Annotated in this window: 14 protein-coding genes and 1 pseudogene; 11 read left to right on the top strand and 4 right to left on the bottom strand. The window is 52.5% G+C overall.

The features are described from left to right. Nucleotides 1-175: 175 nt before the first annotated feature. On the bottom strand, nt 176-1,087 hold the full coding sequence (locus HFD95_RS07790) for a LysR family transcriptional regulator (protein WP_122459806.1): 912 nt from the start codon (nt 1,085-1,087) through the stop codon (nt 176-178). Between the two features lie 126 nt (nt 1,088-1,213). Here HFD95_RS07790 and HFD95_RS07785 point away from each other — a divergent pair, with 126 nt between their 5' ends. The 3 genes from HFD95_RS07785 to HFD95_RS07775 all read left to right on the top strand — a co-directional run bounded on the left by HFD95_RS07785 (nt 1,214) and on the right by HFD95_RS07775 (nt 4,492). Continuing rightward, nucleotides 1,214-2,593 carry an MFS transporter gene (locus HFD95_RS07785; RefSeq protein WP_167430062.1) on the top strand — a complete coding sequence of 460 codons (1,380 nt, stop codon included), beginning with the start codon at nt 1,214-1,216 and terminating at the stop codon, nt 2,591-2,593. Then, nucleotides 2,590-2,985 carry a hypothetical protein gene (locus HFD95_RS07780; protein WP_010670345.1) on the top strand — a complete coding sequence of 132 codons (396 nt, stop codon included), beginning with the start codon at nt 2,590-2,592 and terminating at the stop codon, nt 2,983-2,985. Before HFD95_RS07785 ends, HFD95_RS07780 begins: the two co-directional genes overlap by 4 nt. Before the next feature lie 469 nt (nt 2,986-3,454). Next, nucleotides 3,455-4,492 carry an AraC family transcriptional regulator gene (locus HFD95_RS07775; protein WP_154210093.1) on the top strand — a complete coding sequence of 346 codons (1,038 nt, stop codon included), beginning with the start codon at nt 3,455-3,457 and terminating at the stop codon, nt 4,490-4,492. On the opposite strand, the gene HFD95_RS07770 is transcribed toward HFD95_RS07775, so the two are convergent. Further along, nucleotides 4,434-5,489: an alpha/beta fold hydrolase gene (locus HFD95_RS07770; RefSeq protein WP_080701293.1), complete on the bottom strand. Its 1,056-nt coding sequence runs from the start codon at nt 5,487-5,489 to the stop codon at nt 4,434-4,436. The genes HFD95_RS07775 and HFD95_RS07770 overlap by 59 nt on opposite strands. 250 nt (nt 5,490-5,739) lie before the next feature. After that, nucleotides 5,740-6,948: an aldose 1-epimerase family protein gene (locus HFD95_RS07765; RefSeq protein ID WP_167430061.1), complete on the bottom strand. Its 1,209-nt coding sequence runs from the start codon at nt 6,946-6,948 to the stop codon at nt 5,740-5,742. A 367-nt stretch (nt 6,949-7,315) separates the two neighbouring features. On the opposite strand from HFD95_RS07765, the gene HFD95_RS07760 reads away from it, so the two are divergent. The 4 genes from HFD95_RS07760 (at nt 7,316) to HFD95_RS07745 (ending at nt 10,393) form a co-directional block, all read left to right on the top strand. Continuing rightward, entirely contained in the window at nt 7,316-7,873 is a 558-nt protein-coding gene (locus HFD95_RS07760) for a peroxiredoxin (protein WP_010670341.1), read from the top strand. Nucleotides 7,874-7,897: 24 nt separating this feature from the next. Beyond that, a complete protein-coding gene (locus tag HFD95_RS07755) occupies nt 7,898-9,139 on the top strand; it encodes a protein-disulfide reductase DsbD (protein ID WP_033773936.1) in 1,242 nt (413 codons plus the stop codon). A gap of 71 nt (nt 9,140-9,210) precedes the next feature. After that, complete coding sequence (locus HFD95_RS07750) at nt 9,211-9,765, top strand: sigma-70 family RNA polymerase sigma factor (RefSeq protein WP_167430060.1); 555 nt, start codon at nt 9,211-9,213, stop codon at nt 9,763-9,765. Continuing rightward, nucleotides 9,752-10,393, top strand: a complete 642-nt coding sequence (locus HFD95_RS07745; RefSeq protein ID WP_163799905.1) for an NrsF family protein — start codon at nt 9,752-9,754, stop codon at nt 10,391-10,393. Before HFD95_RS07750 ends, HFD95_RS07745 begins: the two co-directional genes overlap by 14 nt. Before the next feature lie 82 nt (nt 10,394-10,475). Here HFD95_RS07745 and HFD95_RS07740 read toward each other — a convergent pair whose 3' ends face one another. Next, nucleotides 10,476-11,627: an MFS transporter gene (locus tag HFD95_RS07740; protein WP_167430059.1), complete on the bottom strand. Its 1,152-nt coding sequence runs from the start codon at nt 11,625-11,627 to the stop codon at nt 10,476-10,478. Between the two features lie 120 nt (nt 11,628-11,747). Here HFD95_RS07740 and HFD95_RS07735 point away from each other — a divergent pair, with 120 nt between their 5' ends. The 4 genes and pseudogenes from HFD95_RS07735 (at nt 11,748) to HFD95_RS07725 (ending at nt 13,891) form a co-directional block, all read left to right on the top strand. Next, nucleotides 11,748-12,518 (top strand): DeoR/GlpR family DNA-binding transcription regulator, encoded by a 771-nt coding sequence (locus HFD95_RS07735; RefSeq protein WP_167430058.1) that lies wholly within the window; start codon nt 11,748-11,750, stop codon nt 12,516-12,518. Beyond that, nucleotides 12,497-12,748, top strand: a pseudogene (locus HFD95_RS22080) (resolvase); the annotation flags it as partial. The gene HFD95_RS07735 and the pseudogene HFD95_RS22080, both read left to right, overlap by 22 nt. 79 nt (nt 12,749-12,827) lie before the next feature. After that, nucleotides 12,828-13,349, top strand: coding sequence for a PAAR domain-containing protein (locus tag HFD95_RS07730; RefSeq protein ID WP_124890570.1), 522 nt, complete (start codon nt 12,828-12,830; stop codon nt 13,347-13,349). A gap of 11 nt (nt 13,350-13,360) precedes the next feature. Then, nucleotides 13,361-13,891, top strand: a complete 531-nt coding sequence (locus tag HFD95_RS07725) for a PAAR domain-containing protein (protein WP_124890569.1) — start codon at nt 13,361-13,363, stop codon at nt 13,889-13,891.

Genomic DNA, 13,891 nt, shown 5'->3' with positions numbered 1-13,891 from the left:
GCAGCAGTGATTTATCATGACAGGGAATTAAGTAATGCGCCTGCGTTAAACTGAATTGTCATTAGCCAGACAGTAAATATTTACCTTCCCGCCCTGCATAAAATAAAGTTTATGGGATTTAAATCAGTTGAGATAAATTAACGCTTAGCCCATCAGAATAATGTGATGGATGCGCTTATTTTCTGCTGTACAGCGCTAAACGTTCATGCAGGAAATCTATAAACGCGCGTACTTTTTCTGGCACATGACGAGTATTAGGGTAGAGCGCGTAAATTCCCTGACGGGGGAATTGATGATCGGGCAGTAGCCGTACTAATCCACCTTTATCAATCTCATCCTGCACCAGCCAGGCGGGCAGAATCGCCACGCCAGCACCGGCTAAAGCAAAAGCGAGTAAAGAAGAGGCACTGTCAGCCGTGATCATGGCAGGCTGAAATGCGCTCATCAGCACAGACTCGCCTTCGGGCGTGATCACCTGCCAGCTGAGTGGCGTCGATAAACGGCTATGCGCAATCCATTTTGCTGACGCGAGATGTGAAAGATCCCGGATAGACGCTTCATTCAGGCTGTTGAGATAACAAGGTGCAGCGACCGCCAGGATATCAAACTGATCGATAAGGCGGGCGTGATGACTGGAATCGGCAAGATGCCCAAGTCGTATCGCCACATCAAAGCGGCCGGCAATCAGGTCGTCGTTTTTTGATGATGAGACGTGATGTATGCGTAACTGTGGGTGTTGGGCTGCAAAGCCAGCCAGGGCAGGGACGATCACACGAGCGCCATATTCCAGAGTGGTTGTGATCCGGAGTGTCCCGCTTAATCCAGCGTGATCACTTCTCACATCCTCTAATACGCTTTCCGCATCCTGAAGAAGCTGAAGGCAACGATGATAAAATCTTTCACCCGTATCCGTGGCTGAAACACGTCTGGTGCTCCTGATGAGTAACGAGACACCCAGCTCCTCTTCGAGATGTTTAATATTGAAACTCACAACGGCTTTAGTTAACCCGAGTGTCTGAGCTGCACCTGTAAAACTGCCTGCCTCGACAACTGCGACAAAGATCCCCAGCCGTTGCATATTGATCATCCTGAACTCCGTTAGCGACATCTCATTGTCAAAATACCTTTGACAGTGTAACAACGGGAAGTGAATTTATCCCGATAATTTAAGCACCTATACTGCGCGCCTTACGCTGATCTGTCTGGGAAAAAAATGAGCTATCGGGTGCGTGTAGCCAGTGTCTATTTGCTGGGATTTTTTATTGATCTGGTCAACATGTTTATCGCCAATGTTGCTTATCCAGAGATTGGCAGACATTTTGATGCCCCCGTTAGCCAGCTGGCATGGATCAGTAATGGCTACATCTTAGGCCTGACGCTGGTCATACCGCTCAGTAGCTGGCTGGTACGGCGCATGGGCGCAAAACGTCTGTTCATGCTCTCACTTCTTATTTTCATTGCGGGCACCTGTGGTGTGGGGGCATCAACGTCAGTTTCTCAGCTCATCGCCTTCCGATGGATACAGGGCATCGGCGGCGGACTGTTGATCCCCATCGGTCAGACGATGACCTATGCGTTATACAGAAGCAATGAACGTGCGAAGTTATCGTCAGTCGTGATGTTAATTGCATTGCTGGCACCCGCCTTGTCGCCAGCTATTGGTGGAATAGTGGTTGAGAGCCTTAGCTGGCGCTGGGTTTTTCTTGTGAGCCTGCCGCTCGCGGTTGCGGCATTGCTGCTGGCGGGATGCTGGCTCAAAGCAGACAAACCGGCGAACTCATCTGACCCGCTGGACCTGGTGGGTTTAGTCAGTGGTTGTACCGCGCTCACGCTGATCCTTCTCGGGCTGACTTACCTGGGCGATGCTGACAGGCTTTATCAGGGGGCGATGATGCTGCTTGCTGGCGTCCTTACTCTGGCGGGCTATGTGTGGGACGCACTTCGAAAAAGCCATCCACTCATTAACCTGCATCTGATAAAGGATCCGCTCTTACAAACAGCAATGCTGATCTATCAGTTTATACCAGGCGTGTTCACCGGCGTCAGTATGATCACTATGCTATACCTGCAAAATCAATTGGGTATGCATGCCGGCTTTGTTGGCGCGCTCATGCTGCCATGGTCTCTGGCTTCCTTTGCGGCAATTAGTCTGACAGGTAAGACGTTCAACCTCTGGGGACCACGCCCGCTATTTATCACCGGCTGTCTGTTTCAGGCGCTGGGTATTGGCCTGCTGGCGCTGACTGTCCAGACATCGGACACCTTAGTCTTTGCACTTGCTTTCGCCTTGATGGGATTTGGCGGCAGCCTGTGCAGCAGCACGGCTCAGAGTTCTGCTTTTATTCACATCACCGACAGCGAACTTGCTGATGCCAGCGCACTCTGGAATATCAATCGCCAGCTCAGTTTTTGTCTCGGCGTTACGCTGGTCAGCCTGCTGTTCAATCTGATTGCGAATAGCGGCATGCCTGAAGAACACGCTTATCACCTCTGTTTTGTTATAGCGGCATTCAGCGCTGTGATTCCGCTTCTGTGCTGTTTACGCATTTCAAATCAGAAGGTTATTTCTATGCTTAAAAGGGACCAAAAATGAACCGTTATTTTAAGGAAGTACTGGACGCCCACGAATTGATTCGCAACTGGCTGGGTAACATAGAAGCACATGATGAGGTTTGTGAGGAACTTTTAGCGCGTTTTAGTCCTGCATATTCCATGGTGACACCGGGCGGTGCCTTACTGGATTTCACGACACTAAATGGGTTTTTCCGCACTCAGCGCGGTGCACGTCCGGGTTTAGCGATTGATATCTGCGACATGCAGATGGTTGCTGAGAGTGAAGGAAACGCCACTGTGGTATATAAGGAGTTGCAGCAGCTTCCGGGTCAGGAGGTCACGCTGCGGTTTTCTACGGTTGTGTTCGAGGTAAATGATGCTGGCAAGGTTTTGTGGCGACATCTGCACGAGACTTCATTGCCTAAGCCATAGATGCTGTCGATTCGCAGTGTGTCAGGGCGCGACGGATTGAGAGCAACAGCGTGCTCTTAAACCAGCGATCATCGCCACTGTCTATCCTGAACCGATCGCCGTGAGAGATACAGTGGTGGTGAGGTGACGGCTTTATTGATCGTGAAAATTCCTCACCAGAGGCCGTCATACTCATACAAGGGGCTTCAGCAGGTTGTCTGAAGCGCCCGGATAAGGTTAGCTTAGAGCTTTAGCCTCTATGTTACCGCCTCGCCTTAAGTGCGCATAATCTATCTTATGTTAAATTAACGATAACGTAGTCATCCCCTCTTATCCTGTCTGCTGCTAATCAGTTTGATAATGCTGAAATAGTGGCGAAATCTCGCTTTATGGAAGCACCAGCTCCGCATTTGACGCCCCCTGTCAAACAAGACAACCCGCAGGCAATTGTGTAATCATTCAGGAAATTTGCTGCTCTGGTTCTGCACCCATGCTCTCAGTGCCTTTTCCTGTCATTACACTTCTTTCTCTGCTGTTGCTGATGGCAACAATCTATTCCGGAAAACAACGTAACAACGGCACGCTGCGTTTTCTTTCTGCCTGCATCGTTCTTATTTCGATTAATACGATCCGCTGGGAGTATGACTCTGAGATTTTGAGAAATGTGCAGAGTGTGTTGGCAATGCTTTTACCTGCCATTGCATGGCACAGTTTCGTCCCGCTAAGTGAAGAAAGACGTAAACATGACTTACTGATTTTGCTTGTACCCGCAATAGTATCGCTAGTGATCAGGCTGGTATGGGCACCTGCTACTGACTTCATCCTCAGTATGCTTTATTTCAGCTATGGATTCGCCCTGCTAAGAAAAGCAGTGATTAGTGGAAAACCTATAAGGCTCAATACTCTGGGCGCAATAGCTCAGCATCCTACTTTGACTTTTTTCGCAGGCGGCTTTCTGTGTCTCTCCGCGCTGACAGACGTTCTCATTGCAACTGACTTTGGTATCAGCGGTGGAAAACATGCCACTTCGATCATCCTCATCACTCAACTTGCGCTCTTGCCCATTGTCGGCACGATTATTTTCGGCTTTTTAAACTCATCCCAGCGCTTTGAACCTGTTATCGGGCAAAAAACAGACAAGATCGATGATCAAGCTCCAGCGGCAGATATGACTAAGTTATATATGATGCTCGAAAAACAGGTCCATGAAACAGAGCTCTACCTGAATCCCGATTTGACGCTTGCTCTACTGGCAAGGAAAACCGGCATACCCGCCCGTAATTTCTCTGCAGCCGTTAACTCGGTTAAACAGTGTAATGTATCGCAGTGGATCAATGGTTTCAGGGTTGAACGGGCAAAAGAGCTACTGCTTAACACTTCTTTGCCCGTTACTCATATCATGCTGGAGTGCGGATTCATGACTAAGTCTAATTTCAATCGTGAATTCCAGCGCCTTTCAGGCCTATCCCCTAGTCTATTTCGTCAGCAGGCGCGTGATAACTCAATGCAGAATCCAGAAAAAGTGTGATTTTAGTCGTTATCAGTTGATGTAGTTCTGATCGGCTAGCACCCTTGTCGTCCTGACAAACAATGCCATCGCCCGGCGTTTCATCGTCAATAAGTTTCTCTGCACCTGGTTTACATAACTGCATAAAACTGAAATGAGTCGCCCCCTTGATGATACTGAATTGTCGCAATGATCCGCGCATTTTATCAGCAAGATACTCAGATTCCTCAGAAGCAGGCAACTGACCCAGCTTGTCATTACTGGCCGCGAGAATAAGTACGGGTATGTTAATTTTGCTCAGGCTAGCAGGGGTAAAACCTGGCGCTAATCCAGCATCAAGTGACACGACGGCTTTGATTCTTGTATCAAGATTGTCAGATGACAAAAGTTTATGCGCAGTAACGTCATCTATTCCAAGTTTGGTCGTCAGCTTACAGTCACCGCGAAGGACATGCTGCTGACAGTCATTCAGGAACAACGAAGGATCAAAACGCGCTCCAGCCAGCGACATGACTGTCCAGCCTCCAAGAGAATGCCCAATAGCCGCAATGCGCTTATCATCTACTGTGCCAGATAAGTCAGAAGATCGACCGACGAAATCAATTACCCGGGATATTTCACCAGGACGACGCCATAGTTTTCTGGCGTCTTCAGGATTCTGATTAAAGATTGTCGTACCGGGGTGATCAGGCGCAGCCACAATGTATCCCTGAGCGGCCAACGCTGCAGCAAGCCAGGAAAGATTTTTCCAGCTTCCATTAAATCCATGTGAAATCACTACAAGTGGATGCGTTCCCGAAACGGGTGTGGCGTTACGGATAATCTCAACGCCGACAAAAGCGACATTTTCTCCAACAGTTTCACTTACTCCATTCTGAATCGCCGGGTACCACACCGCTACTTTCAGAGGATCTCCCTTGGTGTCTGACACTGTCATCTGGCGAAAACCCGGGGATGCCTGGACCTGCCAGCAGTAAAGTAATACCGATGCTGCTATAAACACTGTTCTGAACATCATTGATGCCTTGCTGTGATAAATGAAGACATATTTGTAATCTGCCACAACGTACGAATGCGTCCTCTTACACGATCCAGGTCTTCAAATTTGCAAAATCAGTGATTATTTATCCGTCTGCTTCAGTTTTATGGTGCCGCTCACGACCAGCAATATCCATGGCGCGGCAGCCTGTAAGTCATAAAATCCGTTCTCAAATCTAAAAAAAATCCCGACACGCGACTTCACGTCATCGGGATTTCATTCATTCCAGTTACTCTTTCGCTATCGGCGTCTCGCTCACATCAATCTTCGTTTCACCCTGAATGCCCTTAATGCGTTTCTCAACGTCATTAACCTGCTCGCTGCTGTGCAGCAAGGTGTAAGTTAGATCAAATGCCGTACTGGCACCCGGCTGCAGCTGCTTCACACGTTTTTGTTCACGTTCAATGGTGACCGGATAGGCGTAACTGGTACCAGGTTCGATGCCGGTCACGTAGCCCTGTTTCAGGGTGTCGGTATTTTTCCATAAGGTCAGCATCGGGAGCTGACGCGTATCGAACTGAATGGATGCGCCTCTGTTGCCCGCTTTATTTATCACCGCAGCGACGGTCTGATGATTGCTGTCTGAAAGTGGCTTGATGTTGAACACCATCTCATCGAAGTCTTTGGTCGGACCTTTATAGGTCTGCCACTCTTTTAACCCGGCTTTCGCGTAGTCATTGAATGGGCTGATGCCGGACATCGGCGCCAGGAAGCGTGCGCCCTCTTCCAGAATCGGTTTGCCGAAGTTGCTGTGATAGATGATCTGGTAATCGTGCGGATAGTCGGCGTGGTTGGTTAACACATCATGCAGGCTGAAACTGTTGCTGCCTGGCACGTAACGCAGCTCGGTCATGGTCTGCAAATCAGCTTTCTTAAAGGTGCTCTCTTTAATCAGGCCGCGAATACGAATTTCGTGTGGTGCCGCATCTGCCACTTCAACTTCCAGCTGAGAAACCGGCGTATTCCCCGCTTTACCGTGCAGCGTATAGATTCGGCCTTCATCGGTGACCGGATGACCGGTCCATTCGTAGCCGCAACGCACCATCATCTCGTTGAAACCATCCAGCCAGCCCAGACCGTTGCGGCTCTCAAGATTGATGTAGGCAGGATTGACGACCTCTTTAACTGGTGAATCCCAGCCCATGCGGGTGCCAAAGCCTTCAACACGCAGTAAGTTCATGCCACGTGTCGGGCTTAGCGTGATGGTCAGGCCATCCTCACTGTGGATCGTCAGAATTTTACTGCCTTCCTGCTTGCCGCCATGCAGGACTTTCTGCTCGATGCTGAACGGTTTGCTCTGAGACTTCAGCTCACTACTCGAAATCTTCCAGTTTCCTTGCTCAGTGCCCTGTTCAGCACTCGTCAGCACCCAGGTTTTTGCCGCTGCAGAGCCTGAAACCAGCACTGCCAGTACCGTTAACGCCAGTTTAATCTTCATCCTTCACCCCATTAGCTGAATCGTTTTTTCTTTCCGTAAGGGAAATTTACTTAATGGGACTGAAGATAAACGTGATGATGCTCACCTGTTGGGAAAAGGCTGCGACTCAGACCTATTATTGTGGGCCAAATCACAGTGATTACAGGCCAGAGAGGAATAACTACAGCGGATCAGGTGAAATTTGCTGACATTAGCTTTATACGATTCAGCTCAAAATGAGGGTTCTGATAAAGGACGGCTGGTGAAGCACCATAAAAAAAACACGAAAAAAATTCCTCAACCGCGCAACTTTTTCCATTTTTAAACGAATCTGTTATCAGGGACGTCAGACAACTCCGTCTGTTCGTCAATGGAGAGAGTAAAGCCAATGAAAAACACCCTGAAAACCCTGGCCGTCGCTACGCTGCTGGCACTGAGTGTTCCGGCAACATCTGCTTTTGCAGCGTTACAGGTCGGTGAAAAAGCACCGGACTTTAAACTGGAAGCCGCGCTGGCCGGTAAATCGACCACCTTCTCATTGCAACAGGCGCTGCAGAAAGGCCCGGTTGTCCTCTACTTCTTCCCTGCTGCTTTCAGTGCAGGCTGTACGCTGGAAGCACACGATTTTGCTGAAGCGACCGATGAATTTAAAAAGCAGGGTGCAACCGTCATTGGCGTGACGGCGGGCAATACCGATCAGATTGCGAAATTCTCGCAGCTTGAATGCCGTGACAAATTTACCGTCGCAGCCGATCCCGGTGCCAAAGTGGCGGCAGAATATAAGAGCACCATGGAGATGAAAGGTCAGAAGCTTTCAGACCGTACCTCTTACGTGATTGCGCCCGATGGCAAAATCCTGCTGAGCTTCACCGATAAAAATCCTGATACGCATATCCAGAAAGCGATGGATGCCGTTAAAAAATACCGTCAGGCCAATCCGGCATAACTTCAACTTCAGAGCAGGTACATCATGCTGACTGCGATTGCAGCCGCCTTCCTGGGCGGCATTATTCTGAACCTCATGCCCTGCGTGTTTCCGGTGATCTCGCTGAAAGCACTAAGCCTGATCCGCCATCACGAATCACCTTCCCACGCCAGAGCCGAAGGCCTGGCCTTTCTGCTGGGCGTAGTCGTGACGATGGTCGCTCTGACCGCAGTTCTGTTGCTGGCCAGAGCGGGCGGTGCCTCGGTGGGCTGGGGATTCCAGCTGCAATCGCCGCTGGTCATCGCCGCGCTGATTCTGGTGATGCTTGGGTCGGCGCTGAACCTGCTCGGTCTGTTTGAAGTAGGATTATCGGTACAGCGGGTTGGCGAAGTGGGAGGCGATCGCGGTGGTTTAGTCGGTTCAGCTCTGACTGGCGCGCTGGCCATCATTGTCGCAACTCCCTGCAGCGCGCCCTTTATGGCCAGCGCGGTAGGCTATGCGCTTACCCAGCCTCCACTGATCAGTCTGGTGATCTTTATTTCACTGGCGCTGGGCTTTGCTGCGCCCTTCACCCTCATCTCATTCTTCCCGGTGCTGGCGCGAATTTTGCCAAAACCGGGTGCCTGGATGATCACCTTAAAGCAGGGGCTGGCGTTTCCCATGCTGGGCGCGGTGGGCTGGCTGATCTGGGTACTTGAACGTCAGGCGGGATCGGCGGCGCTGGCTGCCATTCTGGCCTGCTGTTTACTGTTTAGTTTCGCCGCCTGGCTGTATGGCATGGCGCAGAAACGCCGTATGATGGGACAGCGTCATTGGGTGCTGCATGTGGCGACCGCATTCTTCCTGGCGCTGGTCGTAGTGCCGTTACTGAACCTGAACAGGTTTGCCGAAGCTCCGGCTGAAACGGCAACCGCCTCACAGGCTGCCGCCGCTGTGGCCTGGTCGCCACAGAACGTTGATGCCATCAAAGGTCAGGGCAAACCAATACTGGTGAACTTTACCGCATCATGGTGTATTACCTGCCAGGTTAACGATCGTACTTCGCTTTCGACGCAGGCGGTAAAAGCGGCGATGGCGCGAACCAACACCATTTATATGGTCGCGGATTCCACCAAATACAATCCCGATGTTGAACAGGCGCTGAGCGATTTCGGACGCGGTGGATTACCGCTCTACGTGGTCTATCCGGCTGACGGCGGTAAACCTGAGGTACTGCCCCAGGTGCTGACGCCTGGCATTGTGATTTCAGCGCTGGATCAGGCAACAGAAAAAGGAAATAAATCCTGAGATTACTGATGAAACGATTGCCTGGCGCGTGGTCAGGGCGCGGCGACAGCGTGCTGAACTGCTGATGATCGATGCCAGAAACTGATCAACGCGCACAGCAGTGGCCAGCATTAATGGCCCGGGCACAGGCGGGTGACAGAGCTGCCTATAACCAGTTACTGAAAGCGATGGTTCCTGCCATCCGGGCATTGGTATGCAAAAAAATCCATGACGAGGGACTGGTTGAGGATGTCATTCAGGAGACATTGCTGGCGATTCATCGGGTGCGGCATACCTACGATCCGCAGCGTCCGATACTCCCCTGGGTTGCTGCCATCGCCTCTGCCCGGGCCATAGATGCGCTGCGCCATCGCGGCCGTCGCCAGGAAGTACAGGATGAGGAAGAGCTGCAACGGCAACCCGCTGCAAGTGCAGAGTCCTCAGCCGATACGGATATCCTCTCCGGTTATCTGGATAACCTTCCGCTGCGCCAGCGAGAGATCGTCGAATCCGTGCATCTGCGCGAGCAGAGCCTGGCGCAGGCAGCAGCTGAAACCAATCAGTCGCTCTCTGCGGTTAAATCTCTGTTGCATCGCGCAATGGTCAACCTTCGTAAATATGGACGGGGTCATCATGAGAAATCATGACCAGTTAATTAATCAGCTCAGCGCGTCTGCCCAGCCGGTGCAGCGCGTCTGGCCCACCGCCTGGCGCGTTGCGGGCTGGATTGCCCTTGCCCTGCCCAGTGGCGCGCTGACCAGCTGGGCATTTCACAGCCGTTTCACTGACTGGTCGCAGCCTGGCGCGTTTTTCGCGCTGGTTGCCCTGCTGCTGTCACTCATCATCGCGGGCAGCACGCTGGCGGCAGCCTTTACGCTGAGTATTGCAGGCAGAAAACCGATCAGCCTGCGCTGGCCGCTGCTGATGGCGATGATGTGGCTGGTTCTGAATCTGATCAATATGTCATCTTCAGCACCGCCATCGGGCGCGAACCGGTTGGGTGAAGGGATGCACTGCTATCTGTTTATGCTGTCGGCCAGTGTCCCGATGATGCTGATGTCCGTGTTCGCCCTGCAGCGCACCCGATCCCTCTATCCGGCGCGCAGTCTGGCGCTGAGCGGCTGCGGCAGTGCGTTTACCTCATCGATGCTGCTGTCGTTGTGCCACGATACCCATCTGCACGCCATCGATTTTTCTATGCATCTGGCTGCGGGCATCACCATCGTGGCGCTAACTGTGCTGGCCGGCCGCCGCTGGGTCAGGCTGGGAGAGTAAGGGCACGCCGCTTCCGTTCCTCCTGAAGATGACTTCGCGCCCCGTTCAATCAAATCCTGGCAGGAGCGCGAGCTGAGTGATTTTATGCGTTCTCTCCCGCGCGGCTACGGCCCAGATCCAGAGTCAGAGAGACCGCACCGACGATCAGCATCAGCGCCATAATCAGTGAAAACGAGAAAGCGAGATGCGTGTAATGCGCCACATAGCCAATCACGGCTGGCCCGCTCAGTACCCCCAGGTAACCCAGAGTAGTAATGGCAGGCACGGCGACCGCCTGCGGCATCACCGTCTGACGCCCAGCGGCGGAGAACATTACCGGCACGATATTGGCGCAGCCTGCACCGACCAGGGTGTAGCCCAGCAACGCCAGCGGCCAGGAGGCGATAAAGGTCACCATCGCCATGCCAGCGGCGGCAATCAGTGCGCCGCCCAGCACAACCGGTAAACGTCCCAGCGATGAGATAATCCGGTCCCCCGTCAGACGCGCCACGGTCATCGCAATGGCAAAGCAGGTATAGCCCAGTCCGCCCAGTGACGCCGGAATGGCCCGGATGTCGGTCAGATAGACAGCACTCCAGTCCAGCACGGTGCCTTCGGTCAGGAAGACGGCAAAGCAGATGATGCCGATAATCAGTACGCTGCCGCGCGGAACAGCAAATACCGGGCCTTCAGCGGGGTTCGCGTAGGTCAGTAAGCCCGGTGCGCTGACCAGCGTCATGATAATCACCGCCGCGACCGCCAGCAAACAGCCAGTCAGCACGCTAAAACTCATCGCCAGCAGCAGCGTCATAAAGCCCGCCCCGGCAATGCCGCCCACGCTGTACATGCCGTGAAAGCCTGACATGACTGGCTTTTCCGCCTGCTTCTCCACCAGAATCGCCTGGATGTTCATGGCGCAGTCGGTCACACCGATGCCGACGCCAAAAACCAGCAACGCCAGCGCCAGCAACAGCGGGTTGCTCAGCACCGACAGCCATGGCGTACTGATGATGACCAGCGCGACAGCGACCAGAATCACCCGGCGGCAGCCAAAGCGGCTGGTCAGCCAGCCCGTCACCGGCATCGCAATCAGCGCGCCGACGCCAAGACAAAGCAGCAAGGTGCCGAGTTGCGCCTCATTAACGCCGGTATTGCCGCGGGCGAAAGGCACAATCACCGCCCAGGTCGCGGTGATAAATCCGGCTATAAAAAAGATGATGCGTGTTGCCAGCGTGGAAGAGACGTTATTAGCCATTGCATTCCTTTGAGGGATGTCGGGGAGAGCTGACAGGACCGAGAGATCGCTATTGACTCCCTGCCCGGCAGTGAACGATTATGCTCACTATAGCTCGATTGTGAATATTTTGAGGTTTATATGCTCGATTATGCAGCTTTCCCGCAGCAGCGACAAGCGCTGATTCGTGAGATATTGCAGGACAAAGGACGGGTGGTCTGCGCTGACCTTGCAAGGCAATTGGCCGTGTCAGAGCACACTATCCGCCGCGATCTTCATGAACTCAGTAAAGAGGGTTTATGTAAAAAGGTCTATGGCGGTGCGGTGTTACAGCTTCAGGAGGCGGGCAGCTTTGTCAGCCGGAAAGCTCACGATTACGCAGCAAAAGCCCTGATCGCGCAGCGCTGTGCCAGCCTGGTGAAAACCAATAGCTGCATTTTTATTGATGCCGGTACGACCAATCTGGCGCTGGCACAGGCGCTATCACCAGATTTGAATATCACCGTCGTCACCAATGCACCCGATATTGCTGCGCTACTGATCAACCATCCTGCTGCGGAGGTGATTATGCTGGGCGGGCAGATACAGAAGAGCACCGGCGGCGCGGTCGGGCAAACCGCGATCAACCAGATCCAGGGGATTCTGTTTGATCAGGCGTTTATTGGCGGCTGTGCCATGAGTCCGGAGGCCGGTCTGACCGGGTTTAACTATGCGGATTGCGAATTCAAGAAAGTCGCAATGGCGCAAAGCAATCAGATCATTGTCGGGCTGACAGCGGATAAAATCCCCGCTGTAGCGCGATTCAGCGTGGCGAAATGCCGTGAAATCTCAACGCTCGTCGTGGAAGAGAAGCTCGATAAAGAACTGCTTGAGGCGTTTGAAGCGGAAGAGATGACGCTTTTATCGACCTGATGACCGCGATATCGCATAAGGACTGGCTAAGCCGCCGGCAGCGTCAAAAGCAGGGAATTGAACGGGCACATACGTTGCATAAATACCGGGGAAAGCAGGCCGATCATGCACGGCATCAGAAAGTCCTGTACTACCGGCAGGTCAAGAAACTCAGTATCAGGGAAACAGCGGATGCAACGGGATACAGCCCTTCCCAGATATGCCGCATTCAGGCGCTGTACCGACAATAAGAGGCGAGTGATTTTGGTTAAGTCGTGATTGCTGTATGATACCGATGAGGATAACCACATATATATTGAGGGATTAATAATGGCAAGAGCACTGGCCTGTTTGGGTGATAAAACGAGTTACGGAGATATTATTTCAGCGACTGCGTCCTGGTTTGAAGGAAGTAAAGCAATAGCCCGGACCGGCGACAAGGCATCATGCAGCAAATGCAACGGCTATTTTGAAATTCTGGCCTCCGCACAGGACTGGGCAGAAGAAGGCAAAGCGTATGCGGCCACAGGTGACAGAGTGCTGTGCCGTTGCCCCGATCACTATGTTTACGGTTCAGCCACGCAGTTTACCAGCACAGGCACTGGCTCTCTGGCCTCCCGCAATACCCGTCAGTCGCCTGTCCCGGCGCAGCAGGCACAGGATTCCGGCACACTGAACTGTATTCGCTTTCAGTGCGCCGGTGACGATGGCCAGCTAATGGCTGGTTGTCGCTACACTCTGATGTTCCCGGACGGACGTTCTGAAGCTGGTGTTACTGATGAACACGGGGTTACCGGATGGCATTATGCTGAATCGGCAAACGATATCAGCCTGCATATTCTTACGGACTGAGGAAAACATGTATGTCTGACAACAGATGGAGCGGTGTACACGGTAAAAACTCCGGGCTTGATGGCGATAAAACATCAACAGGAGCAGTCTGCTATGCCGGAAGTCAGGGCTGGTCAGTGAACGGAAGGCGAAAGCTTTACGTGGGTGATAAAACGTCACCCTGCCCTAAATGCGGGCAGCCTGGCGTGATTGCTTCAGGCGATCTCCGGCAGACAAACCCACAGGGGCGGGCTGTCGCCGTGGATGGTTCACCAGTACGCTGTGGGTGTGCGACCGGAACGAACTTCGTTATTGCTGCGGGAAATCCGTCAACGGCAAAAATTATCGGTGCACAGAGCCAGTCCGGGCAACAACCTTCTTCACGTAACACCCTTCGTTTTCAGTGTGCCGATGATGATGGCCGACTGATGGTGGATTGCCGGTATGTTCTGATGTTCCCGGACGGCCATACGGAAACGGGGAATACGGATAACCAGGGGATGACAGCGTGGCATTATGCTGAATCTGCTGAAAGTATTAACCTGCATATATTAATGGATTAA

The sequence above is a fragment of the Pantoea sp. EKM10T genome (assembly GCF_011800685.1).
GTDB lineage: Bacteria > Pseudomonadota > Gammaproteobacteria > Enterobacterales > Enterobacteriaceae > Pantoea > Pantoea agglomerans.
Note: the sequence above shows the minus strand (reverse complement) of the source record. Positions and strands in the feature narration are given on the sequence as shown.

Coding starts and splice junctions, on each gene's coding strand:
- HFD95_RS07740 (WP_167430059.1), bottom strand. CDS start 11,627: ATGGCTAATAACGTCTCTTCCACGCTGGCAACACGCATCATCTTTTTT.
- HFD95_RS07790 (WP_122459806.1), bottom strand. CDS start 1,087: ATGATCAATATGCAACGGCTGGGGATCTTTGTCGCAGTTGTCGAGGCA.
- HFD95_RS07745 (WP_163799905.1), top strand. CDS start 9,752: ATGAGAAATCATGACCAGTTAATTAATCAGCTCAGCGCGTCTGCCCAG.
- HFD95_RS07785 (WP_167430062.1), top strand. CDS start 1,214: ATGAGCTATCGGGTGCGTGTAGCCAGTGTCTATTTGCTGGGATTTTTT.
- HFD95_RS07750 (WP_167430060.1), top strand. CDS start 9,211: ATGCCAGAAACTGATCAACGCGCACAGCAGTGGCCAGCATTAATGGCC.
- HFD95_RS07760 (WP_010670341.1), top strand. CDS start 7,316: ATGAAAAACACCCTGAAAACCCTGGCCGTCGCTACGCTGCTGGCACTG.
- HFD95_RS07735 (WP_167430058.1), top strand. CDS start 11,748: ATGCTCGATTATGCAGCTTTCCCGCAGCAGCGACAAGCGCTGATTCGT.
- HFD95_RS07770 (WP_080701293.1), bottom strand. CDS start 5,489: ATGATGTTCAGAACAGTGTTTATAGCAGCATCGGTATTACTTTACTGC.
- HFD95_RS07725 (WP_124890569.1), top strand. CDS start 13,361: ATGTCTGACAACAGATGGAGCGGTGTACACGGTAAAAACTCCGGGCTT.
- HFD95_RS07765 (WP_167430061.1), bottom strand. CDS start 6,948: ATGAAGATTAAACTGGCGTTAACGGTACTGGCAGTGCTGGTTTCAGGC.
- HFD95_RS07780 (WP_010670345.1), top strand. CDS start 2,590: ATGAACCGTTATTTTAAGGAAGTACTGGACGCCCACGAATTGATTCGC.
- HFD95_RS07775 (WP_154210093.1), top strand. CDS start 3,455: ATGCTCTCAGTGCCTTTTCCTGTCATTACACTTCTTTCTCTGCTGTTG.
- HFD95_RS07755 (WP_033773936.1), top strand. CDS start 7,898: ATGCTGACTGCGATTGCAGCCGCCTTCCTGGGCGGCATTATTCTGAAC.
- HFD95_RS07730 (WP_124890570.1), top strand. CDS start 12,828: ATGGCAAGAGCACTGGCCTGTTTGGGTGATAAAACGAGTTACGGAGAT.